Origin of the sequence: Bartonella vinsonii subsp. berkhoffii ATCC 51672 (genome assembly GCF_902825225.1) — a bacterium.
In the GTDB taxonomy this organism is placed as follows: Bacteria; Pseudomonadota; Alphaproteobacteria; order Rhizobiales; family Rhizobiaceae; genus Bartonella; species Bartonella berkhoffii.
On sequence record NZ_CADEAK010000010.1, the window covers coordinates 17,465 to 37,067 of the forward strand.

Sequence of the window (19,603 nt, forward strand, 5' to 3'; positions counted from 1 at the left end):
CCTTTTACGACGTCACAAATTATATCTCTTCACATAACTGCCTTTATAACTATCATGTCTGAGCAACAACACCTCTCTCCTTAAAAATCAGGAGATCATTTGGCTTCAATAGTGCGATTTAATGCGTATTAATGCGTAGCAAACGGAATCCCTATATCCGGATAAATTTCTGCTGTCATCAAGCCTTTTTCCCCTTTACCAAACCGCACAAGAACAACTTGACCAGAACGAAGCTCCGCTAAACCAAAACGGCGCAATGTTTCCATATGAATAAAAATATCTTCTGTTCCCTGCCCACGGCTAAGGAAACCAAACCCTTTATCGCGATTAAACCATTTAACAATTGCGCGCTCTAAACCACTTTCTGGAGTAACAACAACATGCGTACGGGCTGGAATCTCTGACGGATGAATTGCTGAAGAGCAATCTATGGATTTTACCTGAACACACTTTAACCCTCGTTCAGTCTTTTCTACAGCACAAATAACTTTAGCGCCCTCCAACGCCGTTTGAAAACCATCCCTCCGCATTACCGTAACATGCAATAATATATCGGAAAAATGAGGTAAATCAGGTACAATAAACCCATACCCCTTACTACCATCAAACCACTTAATGACACCACTGATTTCAATAATCTCACCACAAGCACCTATACTGTCCTCAGATAGGGAACAATCCTTTAATGCATCCTTAATCGTCATAATAAAACGTGATCCTGTAGTTCTAAATTGTACGACATTGATTCTCTACGTTTAAGTAAACATTGCTCTTGCCTCAACACGCAAGCCCCAAGATAAGATTTCCCCATATTGTCGTACCTCCACTGTTAATATCAACACGAATATTCATAAAAGTGTTTGCTCGTACGCCTTACATATTTTACAAAAGATGTTTTACAATAAAAAGATAATATAAAAGATTTTCACCAATGCTATTTTCATTCATGTGTAACTTGCATGATGAAGAACTTCAAGATAAGGTGCGAAAACCACAACTCAATTCAGGAAAGTGCGCAATGTTATTAAAGAAAATCCTTATTACAGTCGCAGCTACCATGGCATTTGTAGCAAATGTCTATGCGAGTGAACCTATCAAAATCGGTGTTTACCTTCCGTTAAGTGGTCAAAATGCATTTGGAGGTCAGCTCGAAATTAGAGGTATAGAATTGGCACATAAAAAAGTCCCAGAAATATTGGGACGTAAAGTGGAACTTATTATTATCGATAATAAGTCTGATAAGGTAGAAGCAGCTAATGCTGTCATGCGTTTAACCGCAAGTGAAAAAGTAAGTGGAATCATTGGCACTTATGGCTCTTCACTCTCATTGGCTGGTGGAGAAATATCTGAAAAAGCAAAAACTCCAACCATTGCAACGTCTTCAACAAATCCACTTGTTACACAAGGTAAAAAATATTATTTTCGCACTTGTTTTATTGATTCCTACCAAGGTATTGGAATTGCCACTTATGTAAGTCAGACTTTGCATGCAAAAAGAGCTGCTATTCTCAAAGATATCTCAAGCGATTATGCGATTGGGCTTTCAAGTTATTTTACGCGTGCTTTCAAAAAATTAGGTGGTAAAATTATCTCAAACTTAAATTACAATTCTGGAGATCAGGATTTTTCAGCTGTTCTTACACAAATTATAGCACAAAAACTCGATATCTTATTTATTCCATCCTACTTTTCTGAGGGTGCCATCATTATGAAGCAAGCACGTGAATTAGGTGCAAAGTTTCAGATTATGGGTGGTGATGCTATGGATAACCCTGAAACCATTACGATTGCAGGAGAAGCTGCAGAAGGCTTCTTACATACCACACTTCCCTATAGTGAAAACATGCCGAATATGTCAAAAGCTGCTCAAGAATTCACAACTAAATGGAGAGAAGCTTATCCTGATAAAGAACCAAATATCAATTCTGTTTTGGGATATACGAGTTATATGATGTTCATGAAAGCTATTGAAAATGCTGGCAATGCTGATCGTGAAAAAATCACTACAGAACTTAGCAAATTAAAGGATTTTCAAACACCTTTTGGTGATATGACGATGGATGAAAACCATAATCCTAAAATTCCTATTGGTATAATTGAAATCAAAAACGGTAAACGCGTCTATTTAGATGAAGTTAAACCTGCTTTTTAAAAAGACAAAAATTTTGCTAATTAAAAAGTGTAAGAATCGGTTAAGAACTTTTTTCTCAACTATCTAAAGATTTCTTATTTTATCCTATATAAATGAACAAATGTGGAAGGATGAGAGATGAGCACTGAAATGTTCATCCAGTATTTTTTTAATGCACTGGCATTGGGATCTCTTTATGGACTTATCGCGATTGGTTACACGATGGTCTATGGTATATTGAGACTCATTAATTTTGCTCACGGTGATATCTTTATGCTGGGAGCATATTTTGTTTTCTTTTCCACCATTAGCTTTATGCCTGCTTGGGCAACACTTTTTCTTTTGTTACTCGCTGTTCTCATCTATTACTCGGTGTTTATAGGGTTCAAAAAACGTCCTTCAACTTTTTGGATTGCTGTTTTTTTAATGCTTACTTTGGGGTTCATTTATTACTTTAAAATTGCCCCACAAGATTTTACTCCAATTTGGGCTCTCGCCCTCTGTTTTTCAATTTTTATCACAAGTGCAGTGGGTATTATTGTTGATCAATTTGCCTATAAACCTTTGCGCCATGCTCCGCGTATCTCAGCACTTATCGGTGCAATAGGGGTTTCCTTTTTTATTGAAAATCTTGCTACTGTACTCTTTAGTGGTGTCCCGAAAGGTGTAAAACAACCAGATTTTCTTGTAAGACCATTTCTATGGCATTTAGAATCAGGAGCAGAGAAGATCATTAGAATTGCTCCCATGTCTCTCATCGTTCCCGCTGTTTCATTTATTCTTATTCTTTTACTGCTATGGATTATTCATAAAACAAAACCTGGTCTTGCTATGCGTGCAATCTCACATGATATTGAAACAACACGTCTGATGGGTGTTTCTGTCAATAAAGTCATTGCATTTACATTTGGAATAGGCTCAGCACTTGCCGCTATCGCAGGCATTATGTGGTCACTACGTTATCCTCAAATTCAGCCTTATATGGGCGTTCTTCCTGGGCTTAAAGCATTTATTGCTGCCGTTATAGGAGGTATTGGCTCAATTCCAGGAGCAATGTTAGGGGGATTATTACTAGGGTTTATTGAAATTATGATTATCGCATTTTTTCCCGCGTTATCTGGATATCGAGATGCTTTCGCTTTTATTTTATTGATTCTGATTTTATTGATAATGCCTACTGGATTAATGGGCAAAAAAAGCCAGGAGAAAATCTAATGGGAAAAGCCGCTACAACTTTTCTATCATGTGTCAGTATTCTCGTTCTTATTGGTTTTTTATTTTATGCTGATAACCATTTTAATGATTACACACTTCGTGTTATCAATCTGATTGCTATTAATGCAATATTGGCAATTTCGCTCAATTTGATTTATGGTTTCACAGGCATGTTTTCTCTTGGACATGCTGGTTTCATGGCAATTGGTGCTTATGTCTGTGCAATTTTACTGCTGTCTCCTGAACAAAAAGAGATGATGTGGATTCTTGAACCTATAGCTGAACCGTTGTATCATCTACAGTTACCTTTTTTCATCGCCGTTGTTATAAGTGGTTTATCTACTGCAGTTATAGGTTTACTGATTGCTCTTCCTATATTACGTCTTGGTGGTGATTATCTTGGGATTGCAACATTGGGTTTTGCAGAAATTATTCGTATTGTCATTACGAATGCAACATCGCTAACAAATGGCTCCTTAGGAATCAAAGGAATACCGCAAAATGCAACATTATGGTGGAACTATAGTTGGTTAGCATTTACTGTTTTCTTTATTGTTCTCTTACTACGAAGCAATACCGGTAATGTATTACGTGCTATTCGTGATGACGAAATCGCTGCAAAAACAATGGGAGTTAACGCTTTTTTCTATCGTAGTTTTTCTTTTACTGTTGGTGCATTTTTTGCTGGGATAGGAGGAGCATTGATGGCTGCTCTTATTTCAACTATCGATCCAAAAATGTTCAATTTTCTCCTTACTTTTAATATTTTGATGATTGTTGTCGCTGGTGGTCTTGGTTCAATTACAGGAAGCATTATTGGGAGCATTATTATTACAGTCATGCTTGAATGGCTTCGCATTATTGAAAGTCCATTTGATTTAGGTTTTATACATATTCCAGAAACACCAGGACTGCGTATGGTTGTTTTTTCTCTTTTATTGCTCGTCATTATTTTATTTTGGAGAAAAGGACTGTTGGGACAACGTGAATTCTCGTGGAATGGAATTTATAGCTTTTTGACACGCAAAAAACTCTCTAATACTGAAGGAAAGTTATGAACGACACCATCCTTTCACTCAATGATATCGTGATGCGTTTTGGTGGCTTGATTGCTGTAAATAATATTAATATGGCAATCAAACGAGGAACAATTACTGGATTAATTGGTCCCAATGGAGCTGGAAAAACGACTGTTTTTAATATGATTTCCGGATTTTATACCCCTACGAGTGGAATCATTCTTTTTGATGAGCAAAAAGTATCTGGATCTCCTCCTTATGTTATCTGTAAACGCCATATTGCACGAACATTTCAAAATATTCGCCTTTTCTCAGGATTAACGGTTTTACAAAATGTGATGGTGGGAGCTCATGTCCGGCAAAAATATCCATGGTTTTCTTCAGCACTGTTTTTTTCAAAAGCAATAAAGGAAAAAAGAGAGGTCCATAAAAATTCAATGGAACTTCTTGAACGGCTACAACTTGATCATCTTGCTCATCAATCTGCAACGGCCCTTCCCTATGGTGTGCAACGCCGTTTAGAAATTGCACGTGCTCTAGCAACAAAGCCAAAATTACTCCTTCTTGATGAACCTGCTGCTGGTATGAATCCACAGGAAAGTGAGGACCTTAGAAAATTCATAGAAAAAGTACGGGAAGACTTTGATCTTACAATTCTGCTTATTGAACACGATATGAAAGTTGTTATGGAGCTTTGCCAATATATTTGGGTGATGGAATACGGATCTTGTATTGCTCATGGCACACCAGATGAAATTCGTAACAACCCCAAAGTTATTGAAGCTTATCTTGGCGGAGATGTTTATGGATATTCTTAAAATCAAAAATCTTCACGTTCATTATGGTGCTATTAAAGCTATCCAAAACCTTTCTATGTCTATAAAAAAAGGAAGTATCGTAACTTTAATTGGTGCTAATGGAGCAGGAAAAAGCAGCATTGTACGCTCTATTACAGGACTGAATCGATCTGTTTATGGAGAGATTACCTATAAAGGCGAATCAATTATTAAAAAATCACCAGAAACAATCCTGCGATTGGGTATTGCTCTAAGTCCTGAAGGACGGCGTATTATGCCCCATCTTACTGTTTTAGAGAATCTACATCTAGGCGCTTATATCCGTCACAATAAGCTAGGAATTGCCCGTGATATAGAATGGATTTTTGATCTCTTTCCGCGTCTGCGTGAAAGAGCAAAACAGTTGGGAGGAACAATGTCTGGTGGTGAGCAACAAATGCTTGCTGTAGGTCGCGCACTTATGAGCAATCCTGACATGGTCATATTAGATGAACCCTCTCTGGGTTTAGCACCACTGCTTGTAAAAGAACTTTTTTCGATTATCAAAAAAATTAAAGATATGGGAAAAACTGTCCTTCTTATTGAACAAAATGCATTTGCAGCACTTTCTATTGCTGACTATGCTTATATTCTAGAAGTAGGACATGTTTTATTTCACGGTGAAGGAAAATCTATGCTTTTTGATCCACGTGTTAAAGAAGCATATCTTGGTGGATAAAAACGGAGCAATGTTAAAAAACTAATGCCCTCCTCTGCCTCAAAGAACCTCCCTAGCTTAAGAGTTCTGCTTTTTTATTAAAAGTTTCTCATAAAACAAACGCAGATCTTTTGTCATATCCACCATTTCTCTGCGCTGAATACTCCTGCTGCCTGTTCTATAATATGCGCTATCTGAAAAATAACTTCTTCAGCAAAAGGCTTACCAATCAATTGCAACCCTAGTGGTAAACCATTTGATGAGAGACCAGCAGGAACAGAGATGCCCGGTAAACCAGCCATATTTACTGGAACAGTAAAAATATCATTGAGATACATTGCTACAGTATCATTTTTTATCTTTTCATCAGCGATGCCAAAAGCAGATGTTGGTGTTGCAGGTGTGAGAATAGCATCAATACCAGAAGCAAAACATTGATCAAAATCACGCTTTACTAATGTTCGCACTTTTTGGGCTCTCAAGTAATAAGCATCATAATAGCCTGATGAGAGAACATAAGTACCAATCAATATACGTCGTTTGACTTCATCACCGAAACCGGCTGATCGGGTATTTTCATACATTTCAATGACGTCTTTTCCCGGTATGCGGAGACCGAAACGGACACCATCATAACGTGCTAAATTAGAAGACGCTTCTGCAGGAGCCACAATATAGTAAGCAGGCAAAGCATATCTTGTATGAGGTAATGAAATATCGATTATTTCAGCACCTGCTTCTTTTAGCCAATCCATGCCTTTTTGCCAAAGCGTAACAATTTCAGAAGACATCCCTTCCATATGGTATTCTTTCGGAATACCAATTTTCATTCCTTTAATTGATTGACCAAGATAACTTTCATAATCAGGAACTGGTACATTAACAGAAGTGGAATCTTTTTCATCAAAAGAAGCCATGGATTTAAGCAAAATAGCACAATCGCGAACATCCCGCCCGATAGGGCCTGCTTGATCAAGTGATGAGGCAAAAGCGATAGTTCCCCACCGTGAACAACGCCCATAAGTTGGTTTAATTCCTACCGTTCCGGTGAATGCTGCTGGTTGACGTATTGAACCGCCTGTATCTGTCGCCGTTGCACCAGCACAAATCTGTGCTGCAACAGCAGCTGCAGAACCACCTGAAGAACCACCTGGAACAAGCTTTTCATTGGAGTGCTTCTTTCTCCATGGACTCATAACTGGACCATAATATGACGTTTCATTGGAGGATCCCATAGCAAACTCATCCATATTAAGCTTCCCTAACATAACGGCCCCATCTTGCCATAAATTAGCGGTCACCGTTGATTCATAATGCGGTTTAAAACCATCAAGGATATGTGAACAAGCTTGCGTATGAACACCCTGCGTTGCAAAAAGATCTTTAATTCCCAGTGGAATTCCTTCTAAAACTCTCCTCTGCCCTCTATCTAATCGGCTCTCTGATTCAGCAGCCATTTTTCTTGCTTGTTCTGCTGTTACTGCAACATAAACGTTCAAAGTTGGATTAGCCAATTCAATCGCTTTTAAATAAGCTTCCGTTAATTCAGTTGCTTTAAACTCTTTCTTTATGAGAGCATCACGGGCTTGTGCAATTGTGAGAGTTGTTAAATCGGTCATATTGATTCTCAAGTTTTTAAAAGACAAAAATTACTCGACGACTTTTGAGACAAGAAAGAAATTTTCTTCCGTAACAGGTGCATTTGCTACGATATCTTCTGCTATATCCCCATCTGTGACACTATCTTCACGCATTCGTAAAGCCATTGGTATCACTGATGTTAATGGTTCAACACCACTGACATCGACTTCACGCAATTGTTCTACAAAACCTAAAATGACATTGAGTTCTTTTGTCATACGTTCTGCTTCATCATCACGGACAGCAATACGCGCTAAATGTGCTACTCGCTTGACTGTTTTCTTATCAACAGACATACTGTGCCTTTCTGCTTTATTTATTTTATCTCTATATTGGCTATACAAGGCTGCGTTTATAAGCGCAAGAATATTGATAACACAAATAAAGAATATCAGTATGAACCTGAAAAGGAAAAGGCTTAAATTATAAACCATATGGCTATTATTCATATAAATGAAGTTATGACACATCTTTTGTCTGGACAAACAATAGCAGGTTTAGATTTAGGCAAAAAAACCATCGGAATTGCAGTTTCTGATATGGGACTCACTTTTTCAAATCCGCGTCCTGTATTACAACGAAAAAAATTTATCGAAGACGCTCACACACTTATAAAAATTTTTGATCGTGAAAACGTGGGGGTTATTATCATTGGTCTGCCTCTTAACATGAATGGAAGCAATGGCCCTCGTGCTCAAGCAACCAGAACTTTTGTAAGCAATATGGGGGCATATACACAAATTCCATTTGTTTTTTGGGACGAACGCTTATCAACAATTGCCGCAGAACGCTCTCTTCTTGAAATGAACGTCTCACGTGCTAAAAGAGCAACCCGAATTGATTCGGCTGCTGCCGCTTTCATATTGCAAGGTGCTCTTAATAGGATTAAAAACCTTCATCATATGGAAGGATAGAGAACATTTAACAAATGCCCTGCATTATATCGTGCAATGAGCATTCCATAAGATGATCTCCATTGCCCTCCAAGACGGCTTTCCATATAGGCATTTGCCACATGCTCTATATCTGTAGAACGTAACGACGCAGCAGCTGCTGCATAGGCTACTTGTTCAACAAAAAATCTTCCTGCTCCCTCATTTGCCGATGCCATCTCTACAGCAGATTTAATAATCTCCATTGCCCGTGGACCCGCTGGCCCAATATCAACAGCAATTTTTTCTAACAATTTCTGAAATAATCCCGGTGCTTTTTTAGCAATGAGAATTGCATCCTTTACCAATTGATTAGCAGAATTATTTCTCACAATCCGTGCAGGGGCATTACACAAAATTTGTGATAATGGATTGCCCTCTATAAAGCTTTCGATACCAAGTTGTGCAATAATTTCGCCAATAATAGGTATAACTAATTGGCTTACGTGATAAGCAATAATAGGAGTCATAATCCGTGCAAAAGCCGCTTCAGAGCGATCATTTGCCGCATTGTCAAATGCACGTGCTAAACGTAGAACCAATGCTTGTGCCGCAGCAATATCCAGTGCAATATCTGCAAAAATACGTTCTGTCAGAGGGGGCAAAGGCTGATCTGGCATCTTTTGCCGAAAGAAATCTATGCCAAATTGAAGTGCACCCCGCAAAACACCTGCTGATACGACAGATTGATCAAAACGCATCATCGTCTCAATATCTTTAATGACTTTAAGCCCTTCTCCAACATTTCCTAAAAGCCAACCATAACTGCCCTGAAAATCAACAACACCTTCTGGCGTTAAAGATTCTCCAGAACGCTGCATCAAATGACGAATTGATATAACACCATTTAATGTACCATCTTCTTGCATACGTGGAACTAAAAAGCAGCTTAAATGGCCATCTAATTCTGCACTAACAAGATATCCATCGACTATAGGATTAATAACATTGGCTTTTGAAACATTTAAACGATACAAATCACGACCAACTTTTTCATCAAAAGAAATTTTCTTAACAGTTGGAAAATTAAAAGAGTGTTTTCCACGTTGTTCAACATCATCAAAAGCATAAGTCAGTGAAGCCGCTTTTTTGCTGTTAATAGGCTTGGATGATAAATCATATTGACGCGATAAAAGTACATTTTGCCATTTTTTGAAGAGCTCAACATCACTAATTAAAACTGCTATAGCGGCACTTGTTATAATAACCTCATTCAAATGCCCTGTTTCTAAACTAGCCGATAAAGCCAAGCGAATAGCACGCGCTTGATAGCGTACCCCATTTTCTGAGGAGGTATTTTCCCAAAGTGAAGTAACCAAACCTGCTTGTCTAGAATATTGTTGAAGAGCTTGATAAGAGGAATGTATTTCTAATTTTTCTGTTGGCTGCCCCCACTCATCATTATAGCGCAAGACTGGTCTATAACGATTCGCTAAAGAGGAAAGCTCCCATGCTTCACGACTTGCTACAAAATCTCCTATTTCTTCAAAACTCGCTAATAAAAACTTAGGCAAAGTAGAAGCAACACGAAACAGAAGCGTATCACTGAGAAACGCATTTTTTTTGCAGGCATTTTGCGTAGACATAGCACTCATAGGCATATTCCTATTATTCAAATCATTCACATCATAGACTATTTGTCGTTTTGCAGTTAAAAAACATTTACTATATTCAAGCAAAAATGCTTGTTTAATCTGTTTAGAGAGAGATAGAAAAGAATGCTATGACTCAAAATACTTTTTTTCCCCTTTTCCCCCACCAACATCTTTTAGGCATTAAAGGTTTATGTGTGCAAGACCTTAACACATTGCTTGATCGTGCAAATGCAAATGTTAACCTCTCTAAAAAAATTGATAAAACAAAATCTATATTATATGGGCGTACCCAAATTAATCTTTTCTTTGAAGCTTCCACCCGCACGCAATCTTCTTTCGAATTAGCTGGTAAACGGCTAGGAGCAAACGTAATGAGTATGGCTATTGGCAACTCATCTGTAAAAAAAGGGGAAACATTGATTGATACAGCCACCACCCTCAATGCGATGAAACCAGATATACTCGTCGTTCGCCATAATTGTGCTGGAGCAGCTGCTTTGTTAGCGCAAAAAGTGGATTGTTGTGTCATTAATGCGGGCGATGGAGCCCATGAACATCCTACACAAGCTTTATTAGATGCTCTCACCATTAAAAGAACAAAAGGCTGCATTGAAGGATTAACTGTTGCAATTTGCGGAGATATTTTGCATTCACGTGTTGCGCGTTCTAATATTCTCAGTCTCAATGCTTTGGGAGCTCAGGTTCGTGTGGTTGCACCTTCAACACTCTTGCCTATAGGAATTGCCGATATGAGTGTTAAGGTTTTTAACACGATGAAAGAAGGTCTTAAAGGTGTTGATGTCATCATGATGCTACGCTTACAACATGAACGTATGACCGGTTCTTTTATTCCCTCCATTCGTGAATATTTTCATTATTTCGGCTTACATAAAAAAAATCTGGCTTATGCCAAAAATGATTGCATTATACTGCATCCTGGCCCAATAAACCGTGGTATAGAAATTGCATCTGACATAGCAGATGGTCCACAAAGTATGATTCATACACAAGTAGAAATGGGAATCGCTGTGCGTATGGCTGTCATGGAGGCTTTATTGGATTCACGCCTTAAAGCAAGTGGAGAAAAAAAATGACCAAGCCAATTGTTTTTCAAAATGCTCGCATTATTGATCCGTCACGTACAATTGATGAAATTGGCACTGTCATTGTTGAAAATGGACTGATTACAGCCGCTGGAAAAGAAGCCCTTAATCAAGGAGTTCCCGAGGGAGCAGAGATTATTAATGCACAAAACAAAGCAATTTTACCCGGACTTGTTGATGCCCGTGTTTTTGTCGGAGAACCAGGAAATGAACGCCGTGAAACAATTGCGTCAGCAAGTCAATCGGCAGCAGCAGGTGGTATTACGTCTTTCCTTATGATGCCGGATACACATCCCGTTATCGATAATGTAGCGCTGGTTAAATTCATTAGGCATACAGCACAAGAAATGTCATCGGTTAATATTTATCCCGTTGCAGCAATCACGCAAGGTTTTCAAGGACAAGAAATAACCGAATTTGGCCTGCTAAAAGATGCAGGAGCAGTTGCCTTTTGTGAAGGGAAAAAAACACTCCAAAATTCATCTGTTATGCGGCGTGCAATGACCTATGCACGTGATTTTGATGTTCCATTGATGCACGAAACACAAGATAAGGATCTCTCAGGACAAGGCGTTATCAATGAAGGACTTTTAGCAAGTTGGCTCGGTCTTTCTGGAATTCCTCGTGAAGCAGAAGTCATCCCACTTGAAAGAGATTTGCGCCTAGCAGCATTAACGCAAACACGCTATCATGCCGCACAAATATCGACAGCACTCTCTGTTGAAGCACTTCGCTTAGGAAAACAACGAAGTGAGAAGATTTCAGCCGGCGTATCTATTCATCACTTGTCTCTTAATGAAAATGACATTGGTGAATATTGTACCCTTTTTCGTTTTATGCCTCCATTGCGTACAGAAGAAGATCGTAGAGCAATGATTGAAGCAATAAAAGATGGAACAGTAGATATTATTGTTTCTTCTCATGATCCTCAGAATCTTGATACAAAACATTTACCATTTAATGAAGCATCTGCTGGCGCCATTGGTATGGAAACCTTATTGAGTGCCACTTTACGCCTTTATCATGATGAAAGCATCTCCCTTCTACGTCTCACTGAACTTTTATCAACGACACCCGCAAAACTCTTTGGACTCAATGCAGGAACACTCAAAAAAGGTGCTTATGCAGACCTTATTTTGCTTGATCTTCATGAACCATGGGTCGTTTCTACAGAGAAGTTGTATTCATATGCGAAAAATACACCTTTTGAAAATACACCGTTCCAAGGACGTGTTCTTGAAACCTTTGTCAAAGGGCGATCAATTTTTAAAGTCGATCAACAAACGAAATGAGATTTTTCATGAATGAAGGTGAAATATTTTTTCAATTTTGGACATGGTTTGTTTTTCTGTTGTCTTATCTCATTGGTTCTATCCCATTTGGTCTACTTTTTACGCGTTTGGCTAAACTTGGCGATGTGAGAACTATTGGTTCTGGAAATATTGGAGCTACAAATGTTTTACGCACAGGAAATAAAAAAGTTGCCGCTCTCACACTTGCTTGCGATATCTTGAAGGGAACTGTTGTTGTTCTTATAATAAAATCTTTAAGTACTCCGATAGAGAATGGTATTGTTAATTCACTGGCTGGTTTTTTTGCCTTCTTGGGACATCTTTTCCCCATATGGCTTAAGTTTAAAGGCGGCAAAGGTGTTGCTACCTATCTTGGTGTGTGCTTAGGGCTCTACTGGCCAGCAGCAATTGTTTTCATTGTTGTATGGATGGTGATTTTTTTATGTATACGCTATTCTTCATTATCCGCACTCATTGCTGTGGTCATCACTCCAATCTTTTTTTATTTTTCCTATCCTTATTTCTATGCGCATTGTATACTCCTAGCTATGAGTATATTGGTGATTATAAAACATCATGCCAATATCGGTAGATTATTAATTGGGAAAGAAAGCAAGATTGGCACGCAAAACGGGGACAAATAAAGGAATCCTTCTCACAGATCGTCAACGTCTAAATTGGTTACGGTTGTTGCGGAGTGAAAATATTGGAGCAGTAAGTTTTCGCAATCTTATTGATCATTATAAAACAGCAGAAAATGCTTTAGCTGCACTTCCTGAACTGATTAGAAAAGGTGGTCTCTCTACCTCTCTTCGGATAACAACAAGAGAAGATGCAGAAAAAGAAATGCAAGAAGCCGAAAGGTTAGGTATTCGCTTTGTTGGTATAGGAGAACCAGATTATCCAGCATTTCTTAAAGTGATAGAAGCATCACCACCGCTTATTGCCATAAAAGGCAATGTTTCCGTTTTTCAGACACCTTCTGTTGGAATTGTGGGATCTCGAAATGCCTCAGCGGCCGGTAAAAAGCTTGCCTCTCAATTCGCTCATTTTCTTGGTGATGCTGGCTTTACAACAATTTCTGGACTCGCTCGTGGAATTGATAGCATCGTACATCAAGCAAGTCTGTTAACGGGCACAGCCGCAGTAATGGCTGGTGGAATTGATCACATCTATCCTCCTGAAAACAAAAAATTGTACGAGGATATTATTGCTAACGGTGGAGCTATTATCAGTGAAATGCCTATTGCTTGGAAACCGCGTGCTATTGATTTTCCAAGAAGAAACCGTATTATTGCAGCTCTATCTCTTGGACTTTTAGTTGTAGAAGCCGCTATACGATCAGGCTCCTTAATTACCGCACGTCAAGCGGCCGAAATGGGGCGATTGATCTTTGCCATTCCAGGATCTCCACTTGATCCAAGATCTATTGGTACAAACAATCTTATTAAAGATGGCGCTTTGCTTACCACACATCCTTCTGATATCATAGAAGCACTCACACCATTAACCTCAACTCCCACACATTCTCAACTCAATTTTTTTGAAGAATCAGCTTCTTTGCAATTCGAAAAGGAATGTTTTCATTCACCTGATGAAAAAGCCTGTAGTCTCTCTCCACTTCGAGATGATAAAGAACGCACAGCTGTTCTCTCCGCCCTTTCAACAACTCCAATCGATTTAGAAACACTCCGCACCCATTCAGGTGTTTCACTTCCAAATCTTTACCTCTTGCTGGTAGAGCTCGAGCTTGCTGGAAAGCTTATTCGACACTCTGGTGGTTATGTGTCATTGTCGCGTTTGGATCTTCTCCAAGAGCCTCCGCACTATTAATAATGCTTTGTCCTTCTTTGGCAACCATATCCAAAAGCAACGCTAAAAGTGGGCTATGTGCTTGACGCGCCATCTGATTCATTTGCTTTGACATATCTGTAATATATTGGATAACTTTTAATTGATTTATAAACATAATCCTCTATCCCTCAGTATTTCCCCTCCTACTTTTCAATAGACGTTATCTTATTATTTCGCTGTATGTTGTTGTATTAACAGTGGAAAATAAATCATGTAATTCTATATAGGGTGTATTTTAATAATAACAATTACAAGTTGTACAATATTAATGTTTTTTATATGGCTAATATTTTTTTATGTGCTCTTCATAAATTGCCATTAGCTATTCCTATGAAAGGAGTTTATAAGAAAGATTTTTATTTCAACATTCGGGTAAAATTATGAATATCGTTATCGTTGAATCTCCAGCAAAAGCAAAAACAATTAATAAGTATCTTGGATCTCAATACAAAGTCGTTGCATCATTTGGACATGTTCGTGATTTACCCGCAAAAGATGGCTCTGTTTTACCCGATCAAGATTTTTCTATGAAATGGAGTGTAGATTCTGCTGCCACTAAGCGCTTAAATGAAATAGCAAAAGCCGTCAAAGATGCCGATAGTCTCATTTTAGCAACGGACCCTGATCGTGAAGGAGAAGCCATTTCATGGCATATTCTGGATATTCTTCGTCAAAAAAAAGTTTTAAAGGATAAACCTGTTAAACGGGTTGTGTTCAATGCTATTACCAAAAAATCTGTGCTTGATGCCATGAGCAATCCGCGTGATATTGATATATCACTCGTGGATGCATATCTTGCACGTCGTGCTCTTGATTATCTTGTTGGTTTTACACTCTCCCCTGTTTTGTGGCGTAAACTTCCCGGTGCACGTTCAGCTGGTCGCGTTCAATCCGTTGCATTGCGTATTATTTGTGATCGTGAGTCAGAAATAGAACATTTTATCAAAGAAGATTATTGGTCTCTTACAACAAACTTAAAAACCATCCGAAATGATGGTTTCCAAGCAAGATTAACAATGTTTAATCAAAAAAAGATTGGCAAACTTGACATTCAATCTCAAGAGCAAGCAGATCAAATTCGCATTATGTTGGAGGGAGCAAAATATCGCACACTCAGTGTTGAAGCAAAACCAACAAAGAGAAATCCTTCTCCTCCATTTACAACATCCACTTTACAGCAAGCGGCCTCTTCAAAATTAGGTTTTTCAGCCTCTCGTACTATGCAAGTTGCTCAAAAACTTTATGAAGGCGTTGAAATGAATGGTGAAATGGCAGGGCTTATTACCTATATGCGTACCGATGGTGTACAAATAGCACCAGAAGCCATTGAGTCAGCACGAAGAGTGATTCATGAAGCCTTTGGTAATGACTATATTCCTGAAAAACCACACTTTTATTCAACAAAAGCAAAAAACGCACAAGAAGCGCATGAAGCTATCCGCCCAACAGATTTTCAACGCACTCCCGATTATGTACGAAATTTCCTCGATAGCGATCAAGCAAAACTCTATGAGCTGATATGGAAGCGCGCTATTGCTAGCCAAATGTGTTCTGCTGAAATTGAACGCACAACTGTTGAAATTGAAGCACAGAAAGGAGAAAATAACGCAAATTTACGTGCAACAGGTTCTGTTATTCGTTTTGATGGCTTTATTTCTGTCTACACTGATCAACGAGAAGAAGAAACCAGTGAAGAAAATGAAACAACACGTTTGCCACAAATTAACGCAGGCGAATCGCTTACAAAAGAAAAAGTTGAAGCTATACAACATAGCACAGAACCACCTCCTCGTTATTCTGAAGCTTCCCTCATTAAAAAGCTTGAAGAGCTAGGAATTGGTCGACCTTCAACCTATGCATCTACATTGTCCACACTTTGTGATCGTGGATATATTGTCATGGATAAACGAAAGCTTATTCCTAATGCAAAAGGACGTATTGTTACAGCCTTTCTTGAAAATTTCTTTAATCGCTATGTAGAGTATGGTTTTACAGCAGATCTTGAAGAAAAACTGGATCTTATATCGGATGGAAAACTTTCTTGGAAAGATGTAATGCGTGATTTTTGGGATGAATTTAACGCATCTATTACCAATATAAAAGAACTCCGTATAACCAATGTTCTTGACGTTTTAAACGTAACATTAGCACCTCTCGCCTTTCCTCTCCGTGAAGATGGAAGTGATGTCCGCTCTTGTCCGCTTTGTACAAATGGTCAGTTATCCTTAAAGTTAGGGCGTTATGGTGCATTTGTTGGCTGTTCTAATTATCCCGAATGCAAATATACCCGCCAACTTGGAACAGAGACAGGAGAAGAAAATGATGCCATGCGTAATGATGAACCACTTATGCTTGGTATCGACCCTGAAACAGGAAAAGATATCTCTCTTCGTAATGGTCGTTTTGGCCCTTATATTCAACTCGGTGAAAGCAAAGAAGCTAAGCGTGTAGGACTACCAAAAGAATGGCAAGCAGAAACTATAACCTTTGATAAAGCCTTGGCCTTAATATCATTGCCCCGTAAAATTGGCATTCATCCTGAAACAGGCAAAATGATTACAGCCACTATTGGACGTTATGGTCCCTATCTGTCACATGATGGCAAGTCTGCTCCTCTTCTTCATACCGATGAAGTTTTTGATATTGGTATTAATCGCGCTGTTACAGTGCTTGCTGAAAAACAAGGAAATAAAACAACGCGCAGTAGAACAACACCAACAGCACTCGCAACATTAGGAAATCACCCAGATGGGGGAACCATTACTGTGCACAATGGACGTTACGGTCCATATGTTAATTGGGGTAAAATTAATGCAACATTGCCAAAAGATAAAGATCCAATTAGTGTAACACTTTCAGAAGCATTAGAACTTATATCCTCTAAAGCATCCGGCAAAAAAACAACTTCAAAAAGAGCTTCTTCTTCAAAAAAAGAGACATAAATCTTGGCTAAAGGTGAAAAGAAAACAAAATATTTCCACCCATTCAATATGGAACGGCTGCCTAACAAAACAGAAATTCTTTCCTTTATTCATGAGAATCCTGACCGATCAAGTAAACGTGAAATTGCCAAAGCCTTTAACTTAAAAGGCAATTCTCGCATCTGGTTAAGAGATATCTTACGTGAGTTAAAGGACCAAGATCTTATATTAAAACAGCGTAAAAAGGAAATAAGTAGAGAAAAATTACCACCAGTTGCTGTCGTAAAAATCAGCGGGCGTGATAAAGATGGTGATTTTATCGCACAACCTTTTGAATGGGAAGGGGATACAAAACCAAATATCGTAATACGTTCTTTTCCTCGCATAAAAGGGGCAAGCGTTGGCGTTGGAGATCATATTCTTGTAAAAATTTTTCGAAATAAAACGCCTCAAAGCTCTGCTTATATAGGACGAATTATTCGTAAAATTGATGTATCACCAAAGACTACATTTGGTGTTGTCCGAAAATTAAAACCTGATCAATGGCGCCTTGACCCTATAAATCGTAAAACGAATGAACTCATTATTGATACCTCTGAATCATCTTCAAAAATGAGGATAGAATCTGGCGATCTTGTTGAAGTCGAAATTAAAAAAAATACTGGTTATGGATTGAAAAGCGCACAAATAAAAAACGTTTTAGGACGTATTGAGAGTAAAAAAACACTATCAATGATTGCGCTTCTTTCCAAAGGAATTCCCTATATTTTTCCTGAAGAGGTTCTTGAACAAGTAAAACATATAAAACCTGCCAAGATAGAAAATCGTGAAGATTGGCGACAATTGCCGCTTGTTACAATTGATCCTTCAGATGCAAAAGATCATGATGATGCCGTTTATGCAACAAAGGATAAAGACCCTGCAAATCCTAGCGGTTGGATTCTTGTCGTCGCAATTGCAGATGTTTCTTACTATATAAAAACGGGAAGTGCTTTAGATAAAGAAGCATTAAAACGGGGCAATTCTATTTATTTTCCTGATCACGTTGTGCCAATGCTCCCAGAACAAATTTCTAATAATTTATGTTCTTTACGTGAAGGAAAAGAAAGACCGGCTTTAGCTGTTCGTATGATTTTTGATTCAAAAGGTCATAAATTAAGACATAGTTTTCATCGAATTATGATACGTGTGATAGCTAAACTCTCTTATCAAGAGGTACAATTAGCCATTGAGGGAAAGATAACTAAAAAAACTGCTCCTCTTATAGAAAATGTCTTACAACCATTATGGCAAGCTTATGGGTGTCTAAAAATCGCACGAAATCGCCGACAACCTCTGGAATTAGAAATAGCAGAAAAAAAGATTATTCTTGATCAAGATGGATGCATCAAAGATGTTGTAAGTGAAACATATCTAGAAGCACATCGTTTGATTGAAGAATTCATGATACAAGCGAATATTTCCGCTTCTGAAACATTAAAAGAACATCATCAGCCCTTCATTTATCGTATCCATGATAAACCCTCTCTTGCAAAGCAAGAAATACTGCGAAATTTTCTTCAAAGTTTAGGTATATCACTCTCTCGAGGTGTAGAACTTACATCAGCACGCCTTAATAGCATTTTAGCAAAAGTCATGAACACCCAACAACAGGAATTGGTCAATCAGGTTATTTTGCGTACACAATCTCAAGCCGAGTATCATCCTAAAAATATCGGCCATTTTGGTTTGAACTTACATAACTATACACATTTTACATCACCGATCCGTCGTTATGCTGATCTTATTATTCATCGTGCACTCATTAAAGCCCTAAAACTAGGGAATGACCAATTAACAGACATACAAGAAGAAAATCTTACAGAAATCGCCACACAAATTTCTCTCTATGAACGCCGTGCAATGATCGCTGAAAGAGAAACCATTGATAGGCTTGTTGCACATTATTTAACCAACAAAATCGGATGTACTTTTACAGGCCGTGTTTCAGGAGTTACAAAAGCAGGTCTTTTTATCTCACTCGATAAACTCAATACGGATGGTTTTGTGCCTATTTCTACTCTTAAAAATGATTATTATTACTTTGATGAAGTCCAGCATATTCTTGTAGGAAAGCGTAGCCACAAAGGCTACCAACTCAGTGATAAAGTAGAAGTGAAGCTGATAACAGTACAGCCTTTTGCTGGTGCCTTATGCTTTGAGCTCTTAACAGCACCTCGTCCAATAGCCTTTTCATCTACATCCTACCATAAGAGCAAATTTATAACGAAAAAACAAAGACACAGCTTTTATGGGAAAAAATATTAATTAAATATAAAAAATAATAAAATAGAGAACATTTAAACAGAATAAATAATATTAGATAATATTTTTATTTATAAAATTATAATTATATTATTTAATTAA

Annotated in this window: 17 protein-coding genes; 12 read left to right on the plus strand and 5 right to left on the minus strand. The window is 38.1% G+C overall.

Annotated features, from left to right (window positions below):
• Positions 1-128: 128 nt before the first annotated feature.
• Positions 129-704: a cold-shock protein gene (locus J7R10_RS05925; RefSeq protein WP_010705691.1), complete on the minus strand. Its 576-nt coding sequence runs from the start codon at positions 702-704 to the stop codon at positions 129-131.
• A gap of 314 nt (positions 705-1,018) precedes the next feature.
• Between J7R10_RS05925 and J7R10_RS05930 the strand changes: the two genes are divergently transcribed.
• The 5 genes from J7R10_RS05930 to J7R10_RS05950 all read left to right on the plus strand — a co-directional run bounded on the left by J7R10_RS05930 (position 1,019) and on the right by J7R10_RS05950 (position 5,880).
• A complete protein-coding gene (locus tag J7R10_RS05930; RefSeq protein ID WP_208436387.1) occupies positions 1,019-2,152 on the plus strand; it encodes an ABC transporter substrate-binding protein in 1,134 nt (377 codons plus the stop codon).
• Between the two features lie 117 nt (positions 2,153-2,269).
• A complete protein-coding gene (locus J7R10_RS05935) occupies positions 2,270-3,346 on the plus strand; it encodes a branched-chain amino acid ABC transporter permease (RefSeq protein WP_015399044.1) in 1,077 nt (358 codons plus the stop codon).
• Positions 3,346-4,404, plus strand: a complete 1,059-nt coding sequence (locus J7R10_RS05940) for a branched-chain amino acid ABC transporter permease (protein WP_010705313.1) — start codon at positions 3,346-3,348, stop codon at positions 4,402-4,404. Before J7R10_RS05935 ends, J7R10_RS05940 begins: the two co-directional genes overlap by 1 nt.
• Complete coding sequence (locus tag J7R10_RS05945; protein ID WP_010705314.1) at positions 4,401-5,183, plus strand: ABC transporter ATP-binding protein; 783 nt, start codon at positions 4,401-4,403, stop codon at positions 5,181-5,183. The genes J7R10_RS05940 and J7R10_RS05945 overlap by 4 nt, the downstream gene beginning before the upstream one ends.
• Positions 5,170-5,880 carry an ABC transporter ATP-binding protein gene (locus J7R10_RS05950; protein WP_010705315.1) on the plus strand — a complete coding sequence of 237 codons (711 nt, stop codon included), beginning with the start codon at positions 5,170-5,172 and terminating at the stop codon, positions 5,878-5,880. The genes J7R10_RS05945 and J7R10_RS05950 overlap by 14 nt, the downstream gene beginning before the upstream one ends.
• Positions 5,881-5,993: 113 nt before the next feature.
• On the opposite strand, the gene gatA is transcribed toward J7R10_RS05950, so the two are convergent.
• The gene (gene gatA / locus J7R10_RS05955; RefSeq protein ID WP_010705316.1) at positions 5,994-7,478 is read right to left on the minus strand and encodes an Asp-tRNA(Asn)/Glu-tRNA(Gln) amidotransferase subunit GatA; all 1,485 of its coding nucleotides are present in this window, start codon (positions 7,476-7,478) and stop codon (positions 5,994-5,996) included.
• A 30-nt stretch (positions 7,479-7,508) separates the two neighbouring features.
• Positions 7,509-7,796, minus strand: coding sequence for an Asp-tRNA(Asn)/Glu-tRNA(Gln) amidotransferase subunit GatC (gene gatC / locus J7R10_RS05960; protein ID WP_010705317.1), 288 nt, complete (start codon positions 7,794-7,796; stop codon positions 7,509-7,511).
• Positions 7,797-7,934: 138 nt separating this feature from the next.
• Here gatC and ruvX point away from each other — a divergent pair, with 138 nt between their 5' ends.
• Positions 7,935-8,414: a Holliday junction resolvase RuvX gene (gene ruvX / locus J7R10_RS05965; RefSeq protein ID WP_010705318.1), complete on the plus strand. Its 480-nt coding sequence runs from the start codon at positions 7,935-7,937 to the stop codon at positions 8,412-8,414.
• On the opposite strand, the gene J7R10_RS05970 is transcribed toward ruvX, so the two are convergent.
• Positions 8,399-10,027, minus strand: a complete 1,629-nt coding sequence (locus tag J7R10_RS05970) for an acyl-CoA dehydrogenase family protein (protein ID WP_010705319.1) — start codon at positions 10,025-10,027, stop codon at positions 8,399-8,401. The genes ruvX and J7R10_RS05970 overlap by 16 nt on opposite strands.
• A gap of 128 nt (positions 10,028-10,155) precedes the next feature.
• Between J7R10_RS05970 and J7R10_RS05975 the strand changes: the two genes are divergently transcribed.
• From J7R10_RS05975 to dprA, 4 genes are read left to right on the plus strand one after another with little or no spacing between them, the layout of a single operon-like run.
• A complete protein-coding gene (locus J7R10_RS05975; protein ID WP_010705320.1) occupies positions 10,156-11,121 on the plus strand; it encodes an aspartate carbamoyltransferase catalytic subunit in 966 nt (321 codons plus the stop codon).
• The gene (locus J7R10_RS05980) at positions 11,118-12,422 is read left to right on the plus strand and encodes a dihydroorotase (protein WP_010705321.1); all 1,305 of its coding nucleotides are present in this window, start codon (positions 11,118-11,120) and stop codon (positions 12,420-12,422) included. Before J7R10_RS05975 ends, J7R10_RS05980 begins: the two co-directional genes overlap by 4 nt.
• A gap of 8 nt (positions 12,423-12,430) precedes the next feature.
• Positions 12,431-13,066, plus strand: coding sequence for a glycerol-3-phosphate 1-O-acyltransferase PlsY (plsY, locus tag J7R10_RS05985; protein WP_010705322.1), 636 nt, complete (start codon positions 12,431-12,433; stop codon positions 13,064-13,066).
• Positions 13,041-14,255 (plus strand): DNA-processing protein DprA, encoded by a 1,215-nt coding sequence (dprA, locus tag J7R10_RS05990; protein ID WP_010705323.1) that lies wholly within the window; start codon positions 13,041-13,043, stop codon positions 14,253-14,255. The genes plsY and dprA overlap by 26 nt, the downstream gene beginning before the upstream one ends.
• Here the strand turns inward: dprA and J7R10_RS09945 are convergent.
• Positions 14,185-14,391 carry a hypothetical protein gene (locus tag J7R10_RS09945; protein WP_081601358.1) on the minus strand — a complete coding sequence of 69 codons (207 nt, stop codon included), beginning with the start codon at positions 14,389-14,391 and terminating at the stop codon, positions 14,185-14,187. The two genes, dprA and J7R10_RS09945, sit on opposite strands and share 71 nt — an antisense overlap.
• Before the next feature lie 265 nt (positions 14,392-14,656).
• Between J7R10_RS09945 and topA the strand changes: the two genes are divergently transcribed.
• Positions 14,657-17,218 (plus strand): type I DNA topoisomerase, encoded by a 2,562-nt coding sequence (topA, locus tag J7R10_RS05995; RefSeq protein WP_010705324.1) that lies wholly within the window; start codon positions 14,657-14,659, stop codon positions 17,216-17,218.
• A gap of 3 nt (positions 17,219-17,221) precedes the next feature.
• Entirely contained in the window at positions 17,222-19,504 is a 2,283-nt protein-coding gene (gene rnr / locus J7R10_RS06000; protein WP_010705325.1) for a ribonuclease R, read from the plus strand.
• The last annotated feature ends 99 nt before the right edge of the window (positions 19,505-19,603 follow it).

What these genes read in the sequence shown, in the direction of transcription:
- J7R10_RS05925 (WP_010705691.1), bottom strand. Translation starts at nt 704, where the DNA reads ATGACGATTAAGGATGCATTAAAGGATTGTTCCCTATCTGAGGACAGT.
- J7R10_RS05930 (WP_208436387.1), top strand. Translation starts at nt 1,019, where the DNA reads ATGTTATTAAAGAAAATCCTTATTACAGTCGCAGCTACCATGGCATTT.
- J7R10_RS05935 (WP_015399044.1), top strand. Translation starts at nt 2,270, where the DNA reads ATGAGCACTGAAATGTTCATCCAGTATTTTTTTAATGCACTGGCATTG.
- J7R10_RS05940 (WP_010705313.1), top strand. Translation starts at nt 3,346, where the DNA reads ATGGGAAAAGCCGCTACAACTTTTCTATCATGTGTCAGTATTCTCGTT.
- J7R10_RS05945 (WP_010705314.1), top strand. Translation starts at nt 4,401, where the DNA reads ATGAACGACACCATCCTTTCACTCAATGATATCGTGATGCGTTTTGGT.
- J7R10_RS05950 (WP_010705315.1), top strand. Translation starts at nt 5,170, where the DNA reads ATGGATATTCTTAAAATCAAAAATCTTCACGTTCATTATGGTGCTATT.
- gatA (WP_010705316.1), bottom strand. Translation starts at nt 7,478, where the DNA reads ATGACCGATTTAACAACTCTCACAATTGCACAAGCCCGTGATGCTCTC.
- gatC (WP_010705317.1), bottom strand. Translation starts at nt 7,796, where the DNA reads ATGTCTGTTGATAAGAAAACAGTCAAGCGAGTAGCACATTTAGCGCGT.
- ruvX (WP_010705318.1), top strand. Translation starts at nt 7,935, where the DNA reads ATGGCTATTATTCATATAAATGAAGTTATGACACATCTTTTGTCTGGA.
- J7R10_RS05970 (WP_010705319.1), bottom strand. Translation starts at nt 10,027, where the DNA reads ATGAGTGCTATGTCTACGCAAAATGCCTGCAAAAAAAATGCGTTTCTC.
- J7R10_RS05975 (WP_010705320.1), top strand. Translation starts at nt 10,156, where the DNA reads ATGACTCAAAATACTTTTTTTCCCCTTTTCCCCCACCAACATCTTTTA.
- J7R10_RS05980 (WP_010705321.1), top strand. Translation starts at nt 11,118, where the DNA reads ATGACCAAGCCAATTGTTTTTCAAAATGCTCGCATTATTGATCCGTCA.
- plsY (WP_010705322.1), top strand. Translation starts at nt 12,431, where the DNA reads ATGAATGAAGGTGAAATATTTTTTCAATTTTGGACATGGTTTGTTTTT.
- J7R10_RS09945 (WP_081601358.1), bottom strand. Translation starts at nt 14,391, where the DNA reads ATGTTTATAAATCAATTAAAAGTTATCCAATATATTACAGATATGTCA.
- topA (WP_010705324.1), top strand. Translation starts at nt 14,657, where the DNA reads ATGAATATCGTTATCGTTGAATCTCCAGCAAAAGCAAAAACAATTAAT.